Annotated in this window: 17 protein-coding genes; 15 read left to right on the forward strand and 2 right to left on the reverse strand. The window is 65.7% G+C overall.

What is annotated here, in order from left to right:
• Window positions 1–18 precede the first annotated feature (18 nt).
• Window positions 19–1,563, forward strand: a complete 1,545-nt coding sequence (locus G3N98_RS02205) for a YfcC family protein (protein ID WP_206147072.1) — start codon at window positions 19–21, stop codon at window positions 1,561–1,563.
• Between the two features lie 118 nt (window positions 1,564–1,681).
• Here the strand turns inward: G3N98_RS02205 and G3N98_RS02210 are convergent, their stop codons facing one another.
• On the reverse strand, window positions 1,682–3,193 hold the full coding sequence (locus G3N98_RS02210) for a PLP-dependent aminotransferase family protein (RefSeq protein WP_206147073.1): 1,512 nt from the start codon (window positions 3,191–3,193) through the stop codon (window positions 1,682–1,684).
• 126 nt (window positions 3,194–3,319) lie between these two features.
• Between G3N98_RS02210 and G3N98_RS02215 the strand changes: the two genes are divergently transcribed.
• The 12 genes from G3N98_RS02215 to G3N98_RS02270 all read left to right on the forward strand — a co-directional run bounded on the left by G3N98_RS02215 (window position 3,320) and on the right by G3N98_RS02270 (window position 15,332).
• Window positions 3,320–4,603: a 4-aminobutyrate--2-oxoglutarate transaminase gene (locus G3N98_RS02215; protein WP_083266220.1), complete on the forward strand. Its 1,284-nt coding sequence runs from the start codon at window positions 3,320–3,322 to the stop codon at window positions 4,601–4,603.
• 92 nt (window positions 4,604–4,695) lie between these two features.
• A complete protein-coding gene (gene gabD, locus G3N98_RS02220) occupies window positions 4,696–6,165 on the forward strand; it encodes an NADP-dependent succinate-semialdehyde dehydrogenase (RefSeq protein ID WP_021156413.1) in 1,470 nt (489 codons plus the stop codon).
• 449 nt (window positions 6,166–6,614) lie between these two features.
• Entirely contained in the window at window positions 6,615–7,742 is a 1,128-nt protein-coding gene (locus G3N98_RS02225; protein WP_206147074.1) for a phosphoribosyltransferase domain-containing protein, read from the forward strand.
• Window positions 7,732–8,490 (forward strand): trehalose phosphatase, encoded by a 759-nt coding sequence (locus tag G3N98_RS02230; RefSeq protein WP_206147075.1) that lies wholly within the window; start codon window positions 7,732–7,734, stop codon window positions 8,488–8,490. The genes G3N98_RS02225 and G3N98_RS02230 overlap by 11 nt, the downstream gene beginning before the upstream one ends.
• Window positions 8,483–9,577 carry a cysteine protease StiP family protein gene (locus tag G3N98_RS02235; protein ID WP_206147076.1) on the forward strand — a complete coding sequence of 365 codons (1,095 nt, stop codon included), beginning with the start codon at window positions 8,483–8,485 and terminating at the stop codon, window positions 9,575–9,577. Before G3N98_RS02230 ends, G3N98_RS02235 begins: the two co-directional genes overlap by 8 nt.
• Entirely contained in the window at window positions 9,574–10,524 is a 951-nt protein-coding gene (locus tag G3N98_RS02240) for an HpcH/HpaI aldolase/citrate lyase family protein (protein WP_241025701.1), read from the forward strand. Before G3N98_RS02235 ends, G3N98_RS02240 begins: the two co-directional genes overlap by 4 nt.
• 253 nt (window positions 10,525–10,777) lie before the next feature.
• Entirely contained in the window at window positions 10,778–11,371 is a 594-nt protein-coding gene (locus tag G3N98_RS02245) for a TerD family protein (RefSeq protein WP_206147077.1), read from the forward strand.
• Complete coding sequence (locus tag G3N98_RS02250) at window positions 11,368–12,576, forward strand: TerD family protein (protein ID WP_206147078.1); 1,209 nt, start codon at window positions 11,368–11,370, stop codon at window positions 12,574–12,576. The genes G3N98_RS02245 and G3N98_RS02250 overlap by 4 nt, the downstream gene beginning before the upstream one ends.
• Window positions 12,577–12,623: 47 nt before the next feature.
• The gene (locus G3N98_RS02255; protein ID WP_089428973.1) at window positions 12,624–13,073 is read left to right on the forward strand and encodes a tellurite resistance TerB family protein; all 450 of its coding nucleotides are present in this window, start codon (window positions 12,624–12,626) and stop codon (window positions 13,071–13,073) included.
• Between the two features lie 11 nt (window positions 13,074–13,084).
• Window positions 13,085–14,116: a TerC/Alx family metal homeostasis membrane protein gene (locus tag G3N98_RS02260; RefSeq protein ID WP_206147079.1), complete on the forward strand. Its 1,032-nt coding sequence runs from the start codon at window positions 13,085–13,087 to the stop codon at window positions 14,114–14,116.
• 29 nt (window positions 14,117–14,145) lie between these two features.
• Entirely contained in the window at window positions 14,146–14,721 is a 576-nt protein-coding gene (locus tag G3N98_RS02265) for a TerD family protein (RefSeq protein ID WP_089428971.1), read from the forward strand.
• A gap of 32 nt (window positions 14,722–14,753) precedes the next feature.
• A complete protein-coding gene (locus G3N98_RS02270; protein ID WP_089475761.1) occupies window positions 14,754–15,332 on the forward strand; it encodes a TerD family protein in 579 nt (192 codons plus the stop codon).
• A gap of 130 nt (window positions 15,333–15,462) precedes the next feature.
• Here the strand turns inward: G3N98_RS02270 and G3N98_RS02275 are convergent, their stop codons facing one another.
• Window positions 15,463–17,007, reverse strand: coding sequence for a PAS domain-containing methyl-accepting chemotaxis protein (locus G3N98_RS02275; protein ID WP_206147080.1), 1,545 nt, complete (start codon window positions 17,005–17,007; stop codon window positions 15,463–15,465).
• Window positions 17,008–17,331: 324 nt separating this feature from the next.
• Between G3N98_RS02275 and G3N98_RS02280 the strand changes: the two genes are divergently transcribed.
• Together G3N98_RS02280 and G3N98_RS02285 are read left to right on the forward strand one after the other, a co-directional pair.
• A complete protein-coding gene (locus G3N98_RS02280; RefSeq protein ID WP_206147081.1) occupies window positions 17,332–18,189 on the forward strand; it encodes a class I SAM-dependent methyltransferase in 858 nt (285 codons plus the stop codon).
• Window positions 18,186–18,746 (forward strand): N-acetyltransferase, encoded by a 561-nt coding sequence (locus G3N98_RS02285; protein ID WP_206147082.1) that lies wholly within the window; start codon window positions 18,186–18,188, stop codon window positions 18,744–18,746. Before G3N98_RS02280 ends, G3N98_RS02285 begins: the two co-directional genes overlap by 4 nt.
• The last annotated feature ends 72 nt before the right edge of the window (window positions 18,747–18,818 follow it).

Here is an 18,818-nt window from a genome sequence, read left to right on the forward strand (position 1 = left end):
TTCTCCGACGAGGATCCGATGTCCGCCTCTTCCCCGAACCCTGCCGGCGCACGCGCCGCCGACGCCACCACGCTCGCAGCACCGGCTGACGCAGCGACCCACGACGCGCCCGGCAATGCGCCCGGCAATGCGCCCGGCGACGCATCGGCCCACGCCGGCCGCGCGCCGCATCCGCACGGCAAGATGCTGCATCCGGTCGTGATGATGCTGTGGGTGCTGGCGGTCGCGATCGCACTCACGTGGTTCGTCGATTCCGGCCGCTTCGAGCGCAACGGCCGGCTCGTCGTGCCGGGCACCTATCACGTGGTGCCGAAGACCACATCGCTCACGACGCTCGTTGCACCGGCAGTCAGCCACAGCACGCCCACGCATGCGATGCCCGCGAGCGTCGTGTCGGCGTTCGTCGCGATACCGGAAGGATTGCTGAAGAACGCGCCGCTGATCGTGATGGTGATGTTCGTCGGCGGGATGTTCGGCGTGATGCGCCGCACCGGCGTGGTCGACGCGGGCATCGACCGTCTGCTGCAGCTCACCGGCAACAATGCGTACCTGCTGACACCGATGCTGATGATCCTGATCGGGCTCGGCAGCACGCTGCTCGGCTTCATCTCCGAGTACCTCGTGATCATTCCGATGGTGGTCGTGATCGCGCGGCGCCTGGGGCTCTCCGACCTGTTCGCGGTCGCTCTGGTCGCGCTCGCCGCGAAGATCGGCTATATCGCGTCGGTCACGAACCCGCTCGCGCTGGCCGTCGCGCAGCCGCTCGTCGGCGTGCCGCTGTTCAGCGGCGTCGCGCTGCGCGCGGCCGTGTTCGTCGTCTTCCTGACGATCGGCATCCTGTACCTGCTGCGCTACGTGCGCAGCACCGGCTATCGCGCCGGGCAGACCGCCGCCGGCCACGCCGCGCACGCAACCGCGAAGCTGTCGCTGCGCCACAAGGCGACACTGGCCGTGTTCGCCGCGGCGGTCGCGATGCTGATCTACGGCACGCGCGAACTGAAGTGGGGCAACGTCGAACTGGCGGCGTTCTATACGTTCGTGAGCATCGTGACGGCCGTGATCGGCGGGCTCGATTCGCGCAGCGCGGCGGACGCGTTCGTCGACGGGATGAAGAACATGATCCTCGCGGCGCTGTTGATGGGGCTCGCCGCGTCCGTCGAACTGCTGCTGCAGAACAGCCTCGTGCTCGACACGCTGATCCACTTCTTCACGCGGCTCGCGGACGGGCAATCGCCGGTGTGGGTCGCGAACGGGCTGATGGGCGTGCAGATGGTGCTCGACGTATTCATTCCGTCGGTGTCGGGCAAGGCCGCGGTCAGCATGCCGATCATCGGGCCGATCGCGCAGCTGTCGGGCGTGAGCGGCCAGACGTCGGTGCTCGCGTTCGTGCTCGGCGGCGGGCTGACGAACCTCGTCACGCCGACGTCCGGGATGCTGCTCGCGTATCTGGCCACCGCACGCGTCGATTTCGGCGCGTGGATCCGCTTCGTGCTGCCGCTGTTCCTGACGCTGCTCGCGCTATCGTGCGTCGTGCTGACGTTCGCGGTGTGGATCGGGTATTGAGGTTCACGGCAGGGTCTGCACAACGCGCGTGCTCTTCGCGGTGCGGAAAGCACGCCGCCCTCCGGTATCGATGGCCGCAGCGGGCATCGCAACGCGATACCGCCACCGAATACGCCGCTCAAGCCACCTCGACCACCCGACCAAACGCCCGCTCGTCGATCGCCTCGGCAAGCGTCGCGAACGCGGTCGCGATCTCGTCCTCCGCCACGCATGCATAGCCGAGCAGCAACCCCGACGCCGCACGGTCGCGATCCGCGTAATACCCCGACAACGGCCGCACGACGATATTGCGTTCGAGCGCGGCCTGCGCGACCGCGCGATCGTCGACGCCTTCCGGCAACTGCGTGACCAGATGCAGCCCCGCATCGCTGCCGAGCGCGTGCAGCGTGTCGCCGTAGCGCTGCGCGACCGCGTCGAGCAGCACCTCGCGGCGCTGCCCATATAACGTGCGCATCTTGCGGATATGCGACACGAAGTGCCCTTCCGCGATGAACTCGGCCAGCACCGCCTGCTGCAGCAACTGCCCTTCGCGATACAGCTCGGCGCTGGCGGTCGCGAAACTTTCCGCGAGCGGCTCCGGTGCAACCAGATAACCGACCCGCAGCCCCGGGAACAGCGTCTTGCCGAAACTGCCGACATAGATCACCTGCCCGGCCGTATCGAGACCCTGCAGCGACGCGAGCGGCCGGCTGCCGTAGCGGAATTCGCTGTCGTAGTCGTCCTCGATGATCCAGCAGCCGTGCTGGCGCGCGTATTCGAGCAGCATCCGCCGCCGCGCGAGGCTCATCACCATCCCGAGCGGATACTGGTGCGACGGCGTGACCAGCATCAGCTTCGGCGGCTCGGCGAGATCGGCGGCCGATGGCGCGATCCCTTCGTCGTCGACCGGGATCGGCCGCGTCGTCAGCCCCGACACGTTCAGCACGCTGCGCACGCCCCAGTAGCACGGATCCTCGGTCCAGATTGCATCGCCCGGGTCGGTCAGCAGCCGCACCGCGAGGTCGATCGACTGGTGGATGCCGGTCGTGATCACGATCTGCTCCGGCGTGCAGCGCACCGAGCGCGACGTGCGCAGGTAGTCAGCCAGCGCCTCGCGCAGCAGCGCGAGCCCGCCGCCCGGCGCGTAGGTCAGCAGGTCGGGGCGCAGGCGCCGCCAGTACTTGTTGTGCAGCCGCGTCCACACCCGCGCCGGAAATCGCGACACATCGGGCACGCCCGGCATGAACGCGCCGCCCTGCCGCTTCGACACGCCGGCGCCTTCCACGAGCCGCGTGCCGCGCGCGGACAGCCGCCGCGCGGACGGCTGCACGAGCGCCGCGTGGGTGGTAGCCGCGTCGGTCGGCGCGCCGACGATCTCGTCCGGTGCGCTGTCGGCGACGAACGTGCCGCGGCCAGTCGCCGAGTTCACATAGCCTTCGAGCGCAAGCTGCTCGTAAACCTGCGTGACCGTGTTGCGCGCGATCCCGAGCTCGGCGGCCAGGAGCCGCGACGACGGCACACGCGTGCCGGCCGGCAGTTCGCGCGACAGGATCGCCTGTTGCAGCAGCCGGTGAAGCTGCCGGTAGATCGGCTGTTCGCCGCCGCGCACGAGGCGCTGCGCCAGCCAGTCCGACAACACGCTCGCGCGCATGATTGGCTCCTGAATATTTATTGAAATGGCTCTGATTGTCAGAGCCAAATGTGATTATAGTCGCCTCCATGGGCTGTCGAAGCGCCCGATTTTCACCCCACCGGACAGAACATCAAGGAGATGACCGTGAAGAATGCCGACCTGCAGGCCCGCAAGAACGCCGCCACCCCGCGCGGCGTTGGCGTGATGTGCGATTTCTACGCAGCCCGCGCCGAGAACGCGGAACTGTGGGATGTCGAAGGCCGCCGCTTCATCGATTTCGCCGCCGGCATCGCGGTGCTGAACACCGGCCACCGCCACCCGAAGATCGTCAAGGCGATCGCGGATCAGCTGAACAACTTCACGCACACCGCCTACCAGATCGTCCCGTACGCGTCGTACGTCGAGCTGGCTGAAAAGATCAACGACCGCGCGCCGGGCGACTTCCCGAAGAAGACCGCGTTCTTCACGACCGGCGCGGAAGCCGTCGAGAACGCGATCAAGATCGCGCGTGCAGCGACCGGCCGCCCGGGCGTCATCGCGTTCTCGGGCGGCTTCCATGGCCGCACGATGATGGGCATGGCGCTGACCGGCAAGGTTGCCCCGTACAAGCTGAATTTCGGCCCGTTCCCGGGCGACGTGTTCCACGCCCCGTACCCGAACGCCGTGCACGGCGTGACGACGGCCGACTCGATCAAGGCGATCGAGATGCTGTTCAAGGCCGACATCGATCCGAAGCGCGTCGCCGCGATCATCTTCGAACCGGTCCAGGGCGAAGGCGGCTTCAACCCGGCGCCGGCCGAGTTCGTGCGCGCACTGCGCAAGATCTGTAACGAGCACGGCATCCTGCTGATCGCCGACGAAGTGCAGACGGGCTTCGCGCGTACCGGCAAGCTGTTCGCGATGCAGCACTACGACGTGCTGGCCGACCTGATCACGATGGCGAAGAGCCTCGCGGGCGGCATGCCGCTGTCGGGCGTCGTCGGCCGTGCGGACGTGATGGACGCGGCAGCGCCTGGCGGCCTCGGCGGCACGTACGCGGGCAACCCGCTGGCCGTCGCCTCGGCGCACGCGGTGCTCGAGATCATCGACGAAGAGAAGCTGTGCGAACGCGCGACGCAACTCGGCGACGTGCTGAAGGCGAAGCTGAACGCACTGCAGGCCGACGTGCCGCAGATCGCCGACGTGCGCGGCCCGGGCGCGATGATCGCGGTCGAGTTCCTGAAGCCGGGCTCGGGCGAGCCGGATGCGGAATTCACGAAGCGCGTGCAGACGCGTGCGCTCGAGCGCGGCCTGCTGCTGCTCGTGTGCGGCGTGTACTCGAACGTCGTGCGCTTCCTGTTCCCGCTGACGATCCCGCAAGCCGTGTTCGACGAAGCGCTCGTGATCCTCGAGGAAGTGCTGAAGGAAACGGTCGGCGTGCCGGCCTGAGTGTCCGTCGACTTCATCAACTGAATGCGCCGCCGCCGTCTTCATGACGGCGGCGGCCGTTTCATCCGTCCTTTTCGAAGCAGGTGATTCATATGAGCACGGTTCAGGAAACCCTGGCACTGAAAGACCCGTCGCTGTTCCGCCAGCAGGCGTACGTCAACGGCGAATGGCAAGGCGCGACGAACGGCGAGACGTTCGAAGTCCGCAACCCGGCGACGGGCGGCCTGCTCGGCACGGTGCCGGCGATGGGCACGGCCGAGACGCGTCACGCGATCGAAGCCGCGAACGCCGCCTGGCCGGCGTGGCGCAAGAAGACCGCGAAGGAACGTGCGGTCGTCCTGCGCAAGTGGCACGACCTGATGATGGAAAACGCCGACGACCTCGCGCTGATCCTGACCACCGAGCAGGGCAAGTCGCTGGCCGAAGCGAAGGGCGAGATCGGCTATGCCGCGTCGTTCCTCGAGTGGTTCGCGGAAGAAGGCAAGCGCGTGTACGGCGACACGATCCCGACGCCGGCGAGCGACAAGCGCATCGTCGTGACGAAGGAAGCGATCGGCGTGTGCGCGGCGATCACGCCGTGGAACTTCCCGGCGGCGATGATCACGCGCAAGGTCGGCCCGGCGCTTGCCGCAGGCTGCCCGATCGTCGTGAAGCCGGCCGAGGCGACGCCGTTCTCCGCGCTCGCGATGGCCGTGCTGGCCGAGCGCGCGGGCGTGCCGGCGGGCGTGTTCAGCGTCGTCACGGGCGACCCGAAGGCGATCGGCGGCGAACTGACGTCGAACCCGATCGTGCGCAAGCTGTCGTTCACCGGCTCGACGCCGGTCGGCCGCCTGCTGATGTCGCAGTGCGCGGCGACGGTCAAGAAGGTGTCGCTGGAGCTCGGCGGCAACGCGCCGTTCATCGTGTTCGACGACGCCGACCTCGATGCGGCCGTGCAGGGCGCGATTGCATCGAAGTACCGCAACAGCGGCCAGACCTGCGTGTGCACGAACCGCTTCTACGTGCATGAAGCCGTGTACGACCAGTTCGCGCAGAAGCTCGCGGCAGCCGTCGGCCAGTTGAAGGTGGGGCGCGGCACGGAGCCGGGCGTCACGCAAGGTCCGCTGATCAACGAAGCCGCCGTGCTGAAGGTCGAGGCGCACATCGAGGACGCGCTCGCGAAGGGCGCGACCGTCGTGACGGGCGGCAAGCGCCACGCGCTCGGCCACGGCTTCTTCGAGCCGACCGTGCTGACGGGTGTCACGCCGGCGATGAAGGTCGCGAAGGAAGAGACGTTCGGGCCGCTCGCGCCGCTGTTCAAGTTCGGCAGCGACGACGAAGTGATCCGCCTCGCGAACGACACCGAGTTCGGCCTGGCCGCGTACTTCTACAGCCGCGACATCGGCCGCGTGTGGAAGGTGGCGGAAGCCCTCGAATACGGGATGGTCGGCGTGAACACGGGCCTGATCTCGAACGAAGTCGCGCCGTTCGGCGGCGTGAAGCAGTCGGGCCTCGGCCGCGAAGGCTCGCACTACGGCATCGACGACTACGTCGTGATCAAGTACCTCTGCCTCGCCGTCTGACGGTTCAGGGCCTGCCGCTTCGGCGACAGGCCCTGACCGCCCGGCCGGAACCGGGCGGTCCGACGCGGGCCGGCGTCCCTCTCTCTCCGTCGTGCCCGCGTCATCTCTTCCCCCTCCTCTCCCCTTCCCTTCCCCTCCTCACCGCTTTCACCGGACTGCGATCACAGCATCGGCGTTGGTCGAACGGCTGACCGTCGTCATCAGGCCGCGCCTCGCCTGCCAAGCCCGTCCTCTCGAACAAAACCGAAAAACAAAAGCCCTCGCGACATCGGCACACGCCTCCACCCACCAACCTTTCAAATTTGATACGATTCAATTTCATTTTGAAAGGTTTCGGGATACCGGACCGACGGTGCCGGCGCCCGGCGCGAACGCGGTTCGACCGACTGCGCACCCGGCGCAAGCGGTCGTCGTCAGTCTTCGAGCCACGCTCAACGAGGATGCTGTTCATGGAAAGCCACGTAGGACCAACGTGCCTGCGCGCCCAACTCAAGCGGGGGCTGCTTGAGATCAGAGTCGACGCCGCCGCGCTGCCTCCTGCGAACCTGTTCGGTTTCGCGGAGCGCCGGAATCCCAAGCGAGCCTTCCTCTTCGTATCCAAGGTCCTGGGCCGTCACATCCCGGTACGCCCGTCGATCATGGCGGCCAGCTTCGAGCGCCTGGCGGCCGGCATTCCGGCGGACCTGCCCGGGCCGGTACTGGTGATCGGCATGGCCGAAACCGCGGTGGGCCTCGGTGCCGGCGTGCACCGCGCCTATCGTGCGGGCCGCCCTGACAGCGTGTACCTCACCAGTACCCGGCATCCGCTGGGTACGCGCGTCTTTGCTCGATTCGAGGAAGAACACAGCCATGCGAGCGCCCATCTGATCCACTGGCCGGTCGATCCGGAGATTCGTGACCTGATGCTGAAGGCTCGATCGCTGATCCTGGTGGACGACGAAGCCTCCACCGGCAAGACCTTCCTGAACCTGCATCGCGCACTGGTCGCAGCAGGCCTGAGCAACGTCGAGCGAGTGGTCACCTGCGTCCTGACGGACTGGACTGCCGGTGCCACGCGTCACGCGATCGGGGAACCGGTCACCGCGGTATCGCTGCTGACCGGCTCCTACCAGTTCCACGAGGATCAGTCCGCACCCCTCCCGGATATGCCGAACGTCGGCACCGTTTCCATGGGCGAATGGCCGCTCTCGCCCCGCAATGACTGGGGACGTCTGGGCGTCCGGGAGGTGGACGACACGCTTGCGCCGGGCGTTCAGGTCCGGCCCGGCGAGAAAGTCATTGTCGTCGGTACCGGCGAGTTCGTCTGGCGTCCTTTTCTGCTGGCGGAACGCCTGGAGCGATCTGGCGCGGATGTCCACTTCAGCTCGACCACGCGGTCCCCCATCGCCCTGGGCCATGCCATCGAGCACGCGCTGTCGTTCCCCGACAACTACGGCCTCGGTATTCCGAACTTCCTCTACAACGTGAAGCCCGGCCAGTTCGACCGGGTCCTGATCTGCACGGAAACGCCCGCTCAGGCACTCCCCGTGGAACTCGTCGATGCACTGAACGCAGAGGTGATTGTCGATGAGCGGTAACCGCCCCCTGGCATTCGTCGACCTCGACGACACCCTGTTCCAGACCGCCCGCAAGATGGCGGAAGGCGTCCCGCGCACGGCGGCCACGCTGGACGTGCAGGGTCAGCCAAACGGCTTCATGGACCCGGTCCAGCACGCGTTCATCACGTGGCTGCTCGCCACCGCCGACGTCGTTCCGGTCACCGCGCGCAGCGTGGAGGCATACGGCCGCGTCATGCTTCCCTTCACCGAAGGCGCAATCTGCTCGCATGGGGGCGTCATGCTCCGCCCCGACGGGTTACGCGATCGAAGCTGGCACGGGCGAATGGTCGAGGTTCTCCAGGGCGTTCAGGAGCGACTGCCGGCACTGTGCGAGGCCACGCTGGCGATCGGCGAGGAACTCGGCTACTCACTCCGCGGCTGGGTCGTGGAAGAAGAAGGCTTGCGCCACTACGTGGTGATCAAGCACAACGCGTCCGACGACGCAGTGCTCGCCGAGGTGCTGGCCGGAGTGCGGTCCCGGCGCATGGTCGACGGCATGCACGTTCACGCCAACGGCAACAACCTCGCCTTCCTGCCAACGGGGCTGGCCAAGCGTGCAGCCGTTCAGGAATGGTTGCGCCGCGACCGTGAGATCCACGGCGAGCGACCGGTCCTGGGCTTCGGCGACAGCATCACCGATCTGGGGTACATGGATCTCTGCCACATGTGGGCGACACCGGCGCGCAGCCAGCTTGCGAATTGGGTGACGGGGACGATCCATGGGTAATCGCCTCGCGAGCCTGAACACCGTCGGCAGCGGCAGCTATGCCCCCGACGATGTGCATGTCCTGCTGCAACACGTGCGGATGAGCGTCACCGACGTCGAGGAGAAGGAACGTCTGATCCAGACGAATCAAAAACACTACTCGGAAATGATCGGCCTCGAGCAGGCGCCCAGCGACGTGCACCAGCGCCTTTACGCCCGCGCGCTGCTGCAGAACGGCGCCCGCATGGCTTCGGAGGTGCAGTCCCTGGCGCTGGCGCTGAATGCCGCTTGCACCGGGCCGGGCATCGCGCTGGTCTCGTTTGTGCGCGCGGGCCTGCCGCTTGGCGTGCTGCTGCGCCGGGCACTCGTGGAGATGGGGCGCGACGCCCGCCACTACGGGATCAGCATCATTCGCGATCGCGGGATCGACACGGTTGCGCTGGAAGCCATCATTCGGCTGCATGGTGCCGAAAACATCGTCTTCGTCGACGGCTGGACCGGCAAAGGTGCCATTTCCGGCGAGCTCGCACGGACCCTGGCGGACGACACGCGCTTCCCCGCAGGTCCGCGCCTCGTGGTTCTGGCGGATCCTTGCGGCCGCGCGTGGCTGGCTGCCTCCGCGCAAGACTGGACCATTCCGTCCGGCATTCTCGGTGCAACCGTTTCCGGGCTGGTGTCCCGCTCCATCTGGCCGGCTCAAGGCGGCCTGCATGGTTGCGTGGTCTACGAACACCTGCGCGAACACGATGTCACGCGCGCGTTCATCGATAGGATCGACGCCGAACGTCGGGCGCTGGCAGACGCCCGACCTGCCGCTCCATGGACCAACGATCAGCGACTGACGCTCCAGGCGTCCGCGGACGACGTGGTGTCCGCGCTGGCAACCCGCTTCGACATCGGCAACCTGAACCGCGTGAAACCGGGTATCGCCGAGGCAACCCGAGCGGTCCTGCGCCGTGTGCCGGATCGCGTGCTGGTACGTGACCGCGATGACAGCGACGTTCAGTTGCTGCTGCATCTCACCGAACGCGCGGGCGTGACCGTAGAGGAAGCTGGCGCCGATCTGGGGCCGTACTGCGCGGTCACCATCATTCGGAGCGCGAATTGATTAAAACCATCTCTCCGTTCGCCCTCGGCGCGACGCTGTACATGCCGGCCACCCGCAGCGACATTCTGGATGTGGTTTCCGGCACAAGGCTCCCCGAGCTGCGCTCGCTGGTGGTCTGTCTGGAAGACGCGGTGGCGGCAATCGACGTCGACAGCGCGCTGGCGAACCTGCGGGCGCTCCTCATGAATCTCGATGCCCGGGGCGGGCGCGCCGAATCCGGTCCCTTGCTGTTCGTTCGGCCACGTGATGCCGCGATGGCGGCGGTGCTGAACGACTGGCCGCTGATGAAGCACGTCGATGGGTTCGTCGTCCCCAAGTTGACCCTGCAGTCCCTTTCGTCGTGGGAGAGCGCGGTCAGTCATCCTGACCTGTACCTCATGCCGACACTGGAGACGGCCGACGTTTACGACCCGGGCGCAATGGTGGAGCTTGGCTCGGCCCTGAAGGCGAACCTGAACCGACGCATCATCGCGCTGCGCATCGGCGGCAACGACCTGATGGGTTGTCTTGGTCTGCGGCGCAACCCGGCCACCACGCTCTACAGCACGCCTCTCAGCTACGTGATTCCCATGCTTGCCGGAATCATGGGGGCGCAGGGATTTGCCCTGACCGCGCCCGTCTTCGAGCAACTCGCCACGCCCCATCTCCTGAACGAGGAACTGGAACTGGACATCGCTCATGGCCTGGTAGGGAAGACGGCCATTCACCCGAGCCAGATCCGCATCATCCAGGAGGCGCTGCGCGTGAGCCTCGAGGACTTCAACTGCGCCACGCTGATCGTCAACGATGCGGCCCCTGCCGTTTTCAAGCACAACGATGCAATGTGCGAGCCGGCAACCCACTACAAGTGGGCGGTCAACATCCTCGAACGCGCCAAGTGGCACGGCGTGAAGCCCACCGCCCCGAGCAATGGCGAGCATGGCGTCCGACTGGCGGAGGCCGGCTGATGCGCGCGGAAATGCATGAGGCTGCCTCCAAAGGCGCACGGTCTGCTGTCCGCCGACGCGATGTCGGCCGAGCAGCAGCGGCGACTTGCATCCGGACCGTGAGTGAGCGGCTGCCGCACAAGACGAGTCACGGCGACGCTTTCCCCGTGTGGCGGCAATCCTCGTGGTTTGGCCAAGCCGGGACTCGGCAACGTGACTCCGTCCGATCCCTCGCACGAACACTGAACATTGAAGATCAACAAGGAGCGTAAAGATGGCACTCACCCTGAGCAAGAATCAGAGCATCTCGCTGGAAAAAACCGCGGGCCGTGGCTTGACCTCGATTAGTCTGGGCCTGGGTTGGGACCCGGTAAAGCCCAGCGGCTTCTTCTCCAAGATGCTGGGCGGCGGCAGCAATGACATCGACCTCGATGCTTCCTGCATCCTGCTGGACGGCGACATGAATTCCGTCGACCTGGTCTGGTTCCGACAACTGGCATCCAGGGACGGCGCCATCGAGCACTCCGGCGACAACCTGACGGGTGAAGGCGATGGCGACGATGAAACCATCCACGTCGACCTGCAGCGCCTGCCGGGCACCATCCAGCACCTGGTGTTCACCGTGAACAGCTTCCGCGGTCAGACGTTCGACCAAGTCGAAAACGCCTACTGCCGCATCCTCGACGACGCCCAAGACAAGGAGCTGGCGCGCTTCAACCTCGCGGAGAAAGGCCGCCACACCGGTGTCGTCATGGCCAGCCTCAGCCGTGGTTGCGGCGGCTGGGAATTCAAGGCGATCGGCCAGTCCACCCATGGCCGCACCGCGGACGATCTCGTCAATCTGGCGATTCAGGCGGTGCGAGCATGACGACACTGGTACCTGGCGGCAATGCACCGGTGGCCACCGGTCAATTGCGCGTGGACATCAACTACGCGCCGATTCCAGGCGCGGAGATCGATATCTCCGCATTCGCGCTCACCGCTGCGGCGAAAGTCCGGGGCGATGGCGACATGTGCTTCTACGGCCAAACCAGTGTCCTGGGCGGCGCGGTTCAGTTGACCGCCACGACGGCCGGCCGCGCAACGTTCACCGTGGATCTCGCCCGGATCGACCCTGCCGTCGAGAAAGTCGCGCTCACCGCGACCATCCATGAGAACAAGGCGACCTTCGATCGCGTTTCGACGCTGGCGCTGGCCGTGACGGGAGGGATCGAGGCGCAGATCCCGACTGCCGGGATGAAGGAGACTGCGCTGATCCTCGGGGAGTTTTACCGCCGTCAGGACGCGTGGAAATTCCGCTGTGTCGCACAGGGCTTTGCCGGCGGCCTGGAGCCGCTGGCCAGGCACTTCGGCGTCGACGTTGCCGCGCCTTCCGGTAGCCCTGCGCAGAGCCCTCCCGCGCCGGCCCCGGCGCCCGTCCCGGCGCCCGCGCTCGCACCGGCACCGCCTGGCGCACCGACGTCCACGATCCGGCTCAGCAAAGTCACGCTCGACAAATCACGCCCCAGCATCAGCCTGGAGAAGACCGCTGCCGGCTTCGGTGAAATCAAGGTGAACCTGAACTGGAACCAGGGTACGAGTGGCCTGCTCGGCGGCTTCCTGGGAAAACGCGGCGCCATCGACCTCGACCTGGGTTGCCTGTTCGAAATGCAGGACGGATTCAAAGGGGCCGTGCAGGCGCTCGGCAATCGTTTCGGCGATCTGCGGGAGGAACCCTACATCCAGCTGATGGGAGATGACCGCACCGGCTCGGTTGCCGATGGCGAGTGGCTTCGCATCAATGGGCAACAGTGGAACAAGATCGAACGCATCCTGATTTTCGCGTTCATCTACGACGGCGCGCCGAACTGGAAGGCAACGGATGGTGTCGTCACCATTTTCGTGCCCGGCCAGTCCGAAATCGAAGTTCGCATGAACGAGGAAGGCGGCCGCCACGGCATGTGCGCGATTGCCCTGCTTGAAAACGTGAACGGGGCCGTCAAGGTCTCTCGTCGAGTCGACTTCCATCCCGGACACGAGGAAATGGATCGTGCCTACGGCTGGGGGATGCGCTGGAAAGCAGGCTCCAAGTAACCATTGACCGGCGGGGCCGTCCGGCCCCGCTCACTGAGAGGAAACACATGCTCGACTGGCTGAAAACCAACGCGGCCAAAGCCCGCGAAACCTTGACCATCGAAGTCGCCAAATTCAAGAACCGGACGTTCATGGAGGCAACCGCCAATGCTTGCGCGCTGATCTCCGCCGCGGATGGCGAGATCAAATCCGAAGAGAAGCTGAAGATGGTCGGCTTCATCAACAATTCCCCGGAATTGAAGGTCTTCAACCTGAGCGACGTGATCGCGGTGTTCAACGACGCCTGCGGCAAGTTCGAATTCGATTTCCAGATCGGCCAGGCCGAGGCGCTGAAGGCGATCGGCAAGATCAAGGGCAAGGATGGCGAAGCACGCTTGCTGGTGCGCGTGGCCTGTGCCATTGGCGCATCCGACGGTCATTTCGACGACAAGGAAAAAGCCGCTTGCCGCCTGATTTGCCTCGAGCTCGGCTTGAACCCGGTTGACTTCGAACTGTAGGAAACCGAAACGTGGAAACGACACACATTGGCTTCCCGCCGTTGACCATGGCGGTATTCATCGGCCTGGCGCTGGCCGCCCTGGTGCTGGACATGGTGACCCACCGCGACGACAAGCCGATCACCCTCGCCCGGGCGTCCATCTGGTCGGTATTCTGGGTGGCCATCTCCGTTGCATTCGCCGGCTTCCTGTACGTGCAGCACGGCGCGGAAGTGGCCAGCCTGTTCCTGACCGGTTATGCGCTGGAGAAGGTCCTCTCCGTCGACAACCTGTTCGTCTTCATGGCGATCTTCGCGTGGTTCAAGGTCCCGGACGGCATGCGTCACCGCATCCTGCACTGGGGCATCATCGGGGCCATCGTCTTCCGTGGGGTCTTTGTCGTCATCGGTACCGGCCTGCTGGCATTCGGCCCATGGGTCGAGATCGCCTTCGCGCTGATCGTGGCGTGGACCGCCGTCATGATGCTCAAGGGCGGTGACGACGATGACGAGGCGAAGGACTACTCGCAGCATCTTGCTTTCCGCTTCGCGAAAAAGCTCTTCCCCGTATGGCCCAGGCTGCACGGCCACAAATTTTTCGTGAGCCGCAAGCAGCTCGAGGCGGAAGCACGGACGGCCGAGCGGGACATGAGCCTGGCGGCCAAAGGCAGCCTGTTCGCTACGCCGCTGTTCCTCTGCCTGGTCGTGATCGAAGTGTCCGACGTCCTGTTCGCGTTCGACTCGGTCCCCGCGGTCATCGCAGTCAGCCGTGAACCGCTGATCGTCTACTCGGCGATGCTGTTCGCCATTCTTGGCCTTCGCACGCTGTATTTCGTGCTGGAAGCGCTGAAGCGCTACGTGGTGCATCTGGAAAAGGCCGTGGTCGTCTTGCTGTTCTTCATCGCGGCGAAGCTGGCCCTGAACGCGACCGACCATCTGTTCCACCACGGTATCAGCATCTCCCCGAACACCAGCCTGCTCATCGTCATGGCGGTCCTGGCAATCGGAATCCTGGCCAGCGTGATCTTCCCGAACAAGGAAGACGCGCAAGCCGAAAATCAGTAACCCGTCACAACCCAAAGGAGCTGTTTTTCATGGCACTGACTCTTCAAAAAGGCGGCAACCTCTCCCTGTCCAAAGCCGACCCGAGCCTGACCCGAATCCTGGTTGGCCTGGGCTGGGACCCGCGCGCGACCGATGGCGCCGAGTTCGATCTGGACGCCAGCGCGTTCCTGCTGGGGGCCAACGGCAAAGTCCGCGGTGAAGCCGACTTCATCTTCTACAACCAATTGCGCAGCCAGGACGGCTCCGTCGAGCATACCGGCGACAACCGTACCGGCGCGGGCGACGGCGATGACGAAGTCATCAAGGTCGACCTGAGCCGCGTTCCGGCCGACATCGACAAGATCGCCTTCACGGTCACCATCCACGACGCGGAAGCGCGCAAGCAGAACTTCGGCCAGGTCAGCAATTCGTTCATCCGCGTCGTGAACGAGACCTCCGGTGCCGAGGTGGTCCGCTACGACCTGGCGGAAGACGCCTCCACCGAAACCGCGATGATCTTCGCGGAGTTGTACCGCAGCAGCGGCGAATGGAAATTCCGCGCCGTTGGCCAAGGCTACGCCGGCGGCCTGCGTGCCCTGGCCAACGGCTACGGCATGAACTTCTGAACGGTCTCCTCACCTGAACAAGGAATCACACCATGGCTGTCAGTCTGTCCAAAGGCGGTAACGTCTCCCTGTCGAAAGAGGCCCCGGGCCTGAGCGAAATCGTCGTCGGCCTGGGCTGGGACCCGCGCGTCACCGACGGCACCGAGTTCGACCTCGACGCCTCGATCTTCGTCACCGGTGAAAACGGCAAAGTCCTGAACGACGCCAGCTTCATCTTCTACAACAACAAGAAGTCCGCCGACGGTTCCATCGAGCACCTGGGCGACAACCGTTCCGGCCAGGGCGATGGCGACGACGAGCAGGTCAACGTGAAGCTGGCCGGTCTGGCGGCCGACGTGAAGAAGCTGGTCTTCGCCGTCACGATTCACGACGCAGAAGCCCGCAAGCAGTCGTTCGGTCAAGTCAGCAACGCCTATATCCGCGTCGTCAACAAGGCCGACAGCAAGGAAATCGCCCGCTACGACCTGTCCGAAGACGCATCCACCGAAACCGCCATGATCTTCGGCGAGCTGTATCGCCACAACGACGAGTTCAAGTTCAAGGCGATCGGACAAGGTTTCACGGGTGGCCTGAAGCCTCTGGCAGAAGCTCACGGGGTAAGCATCGGTTAATCCGAAAGGCTGGAAAATCTCCAGCCTGGCCGATCGCGCCGTTCAGTTCGTCACTGAACGGCGCGATCCACGCATGAGGCCGGTCGACATGCGTGAAGGCCAACGAAGCAAGCCAGCTCACCGAACACGCTCACCGGAACACGTTCACCGCCTCCACCAGCCGCGACGCCTGCTGCTTCAGGCTCTCCGACGCCGCCGTGCTCTGCTCGACCAGCGCCGCGTTCTGCTGCGTGATGTTGTCCAGGTGCACGACTGCCTGGTCGACCTGCGCAACCCCCGTGCTCTGCTCCGCCGTCGATGAGCTGATCTCCGCGATCAGGTCCGACACGCGCTTCACCTGCGTGACGATGTCCTCCATCGTCTTGCCCGCGCCATCGACGATCCGCGCACCCGATTCGACGCGCTCGACGCTCGCGCCGATCAACGTCTTGATCTCCTTCGCCGCATTCGCGCTGCGCTGCGCGAGCGCCCGCACCTCACCAGCGACCACCGCGAAACCACGCCCCTGATCGCCGGCCCGCGCCGCCTCCACCGCCGCGTTCAGCGCAAGGATGTTGGTCTGGAACGCGATGCCGTCGATCACGCCGATGATGTCCGAGATCTTGCGCGAGCTGGCCGTGATGTCGTTCATCGTCGCGACCACCTCGCTCACCGCCTGCCCGCCGCGCCCCGCCGCTTCGCTCGCGGACACCGACAACTGGTTCGCCTGCAGCGCCGTCTCCGCATTGCTCGACACGGTCGCCGTCATCTCGGCCATCGACGCCGCCGTCTGCTGCACGCTCGTCGACGCCTGCTCGGTGCGCGCGCTCAGGTCGTTGTTGCCCTGCGCGATCTCGTTGCTCGCGCGCTGCACGTTCAGCACCTGCTCGCTGACGTCGTCGACGAGCCAGCGGAACATCAGCCCGAGCTGGTTGATCGTGCGCAGCGTCATGCCGATCTCGTCGACACGGTTCATCCGCACGCCGCGCCGGCTTTCGCCGGTCGCGACGTTCAGCGCCTGGTCGTGCAGCCGCTTCAGCGGACGCACGATCTGCGCATCGAGCCACAGGCCGGCCGCCGCCGCCACGCCGACCGTCACGCCGGCAAACGCCGCGAGCCCGCCGCCCGCCAGCCCGCATGCCCAGCCCGCGCCAACGACCGCCGGCGCGAGCACGCACAGCGCCGAGTGCACGCGCGCGCGCACCGACATCGTCTGCGACAGCGACGCGATGCGCAGCAGCCCCGTACGGATCACCAGCCCCTTGTGGAACCGGCGCTGGCCGGCCTTGCCTTCGCGGAACGCGCGATACAGCGCGTCGGCGGCCTCGGACTCGTCGTGCGGCGCCTTCGTCCGCACCGACATGTAGCCTTGCGGCTCGCCGTTGCGCATCACCGGAATCGCGTTCGCACGCACCCAGTAGTGATCGCCGTTCTTGCGGCGGTTCTTCACCAGCGCGGTCCATGGCTCGCCGCGCCTGAGCGTCGCCCACATGTCGGCAAACGCTTCGCGCGGCATGTCCGGGTGGCGCACCGCGTTGTGCGGCTGGCCGACGAGTTCCTCGTTCGTGAAGCCGCTCACCTGCGCGAACGTCGTGTTGGCGTAGGTGATGATGCTGTCTGCGTCGGTCGTCGACATCAGCGTGACGTCGTCGGGAAAATCGAATTCCTGTTGGGTAACGGGCTGGTTATTGCGCATGCAAGGCTCCGAAAAGCGGATCTGACGTCCGCGTCGCGCTGACTTCACGCTCAGTAGCCGAAAAACGGTTTATCGCTTTACGACGGTCTTCATCTTACTGTCGGCATATTGGGGAAAAACCTTACCCTTTGATCGCATAAAATATTCAATTTGGCGGACGCCATGATTTCGATCAAATAATCCGGCAATATTCGCTGCGCGTGTTCATCCGCCTGTCACGCCGCACCGCCCAGCCAGCCCGCACGGCACGCCAACGCCGTCGGCCGCTGCACGCGGCGAAACGATTCCGTCTATCCTGTCCCATTCAATCGGTATTCGAATTCGATGAAAAAGGCATTGCACGAACTGAATCGGCTGTCCTGGAATACGGCGACAGTCGCGCATAACAGTCATAAAGGCGATCAGGCCGCATTTTTTCGCGCGGGCGGCTCGACGCTCTTCCCGGAAGAACGCGAACTGCTCGGCGACGTCAGCGGGCTGCGGCTCCTGCACCTGCAGTGCAACGCGGGGCAGGACACGCTGAGCCTCGTGCGCGACGGCGCGGACGCGACGGGCGTCGACATCTCCGACGAAGCGATCGCCTTCGCACGGCAACTGTCGGCCGACGCGGGCCTGCCCGCACGCTTCGAGCGCGCCGACGTGCTCGACTGGATGCCCGAGGCCGCGGCGCGCGGCGAACGCTTCGATCGCGTGTTCACGTCGTACGGCGCGATCTGCTGGCTGTCCGACCTGAACGCGTGGGCCCGCGGGATCGCCGCGCTGCTCGCGCCCGGCGGCCGTTTCGCGATGGTCGAGTTCCATCCGTTCGCGCTGTATTTCGACGAACACTGGAAGCCGCACTACGACTATTTCAAAGGCGATGCGACCGAGGAGCCGGCAGGTGTCGGCGATTACGTGGCCGCATCCGGCACGGGGCTCGGCGCGCAGCACGACCATCCGGGCGTCGTCGATTTCGCGAACCCGCATCCGAGCTACGAGTTCATGTGGGGCATCGGCGATGTCGTGAACGCGCTCGTATCGGCCGGGCTCGCGATCGACCGCCTGACCGAATATCCGTACGCGAACGGCTGGAAGGGTTTCGACGACATGCGCGAGTTGAACGGCCGCCGGATGGTGCCGCCCGATCACATGCCGCGCCTGCCGCTGATGTATGCGATCGCCGCGCATCGGGAGGCCGCATGACGCGCCGCACCGCCGCCGAACGCGACGCACTCTCCACCCGCCTGCTCACACGCGACGACGTGCCGCTCGTGTGGACCATCGACCGGCGCGAGATCATCGAGCACCTGTACGTGCTGCGCGACGGCACGCTGCATCTCATTCCCGACTTTTATGACGTCGCGGGCTGGCCCGACGGCGAAGCCGACCACTACACGCCGATCCTGCTCGACTGCCACGATCGCGGCGGCTGGTGCGTCGGCATGTTCGACGGCGCGCGGCTCGTCGCGGCGGTCATCGTCGACAGCCAGCCGCTCGGCCCGCACGGCGACATGCTGCAGTTGAAGTTCCTGCACGTGAGCCACGACTGGCGCGGCTGCGGGCTCGGCGAGCAGCTTTACCGCGCGGCCCGCGAGCAGGCGCGCGCGATGGGCGCTGCGCGCCTGTATGTGTCCGCGACGCCGTCGCAGAACACGATCGACTTCTACCTGCGGCTCGGCTTCACGGTCAGCACATCGCCCGACCCGGCGCTGTACGCGCTCGAGCCGGAAGACATTCACCTGGAAGGACCGACGGCCTGACGCACCGGCGCGCGGGCAAAGCGTGGAATTTCCCGCTTTGCCACGGCGCTATCGGCCATCGCCGCATCACGG

Source organism: Burkholderia sp. Tr-20390 (assembly GCF_017104595.1).
In the GTDB taxonomy this organism is placed as follows: domain Bacteria; phylum Pseudomonadota; class Gammaproteobacteria; order Burkholderiales; family Burkholderiaceae; genus Burkholderia.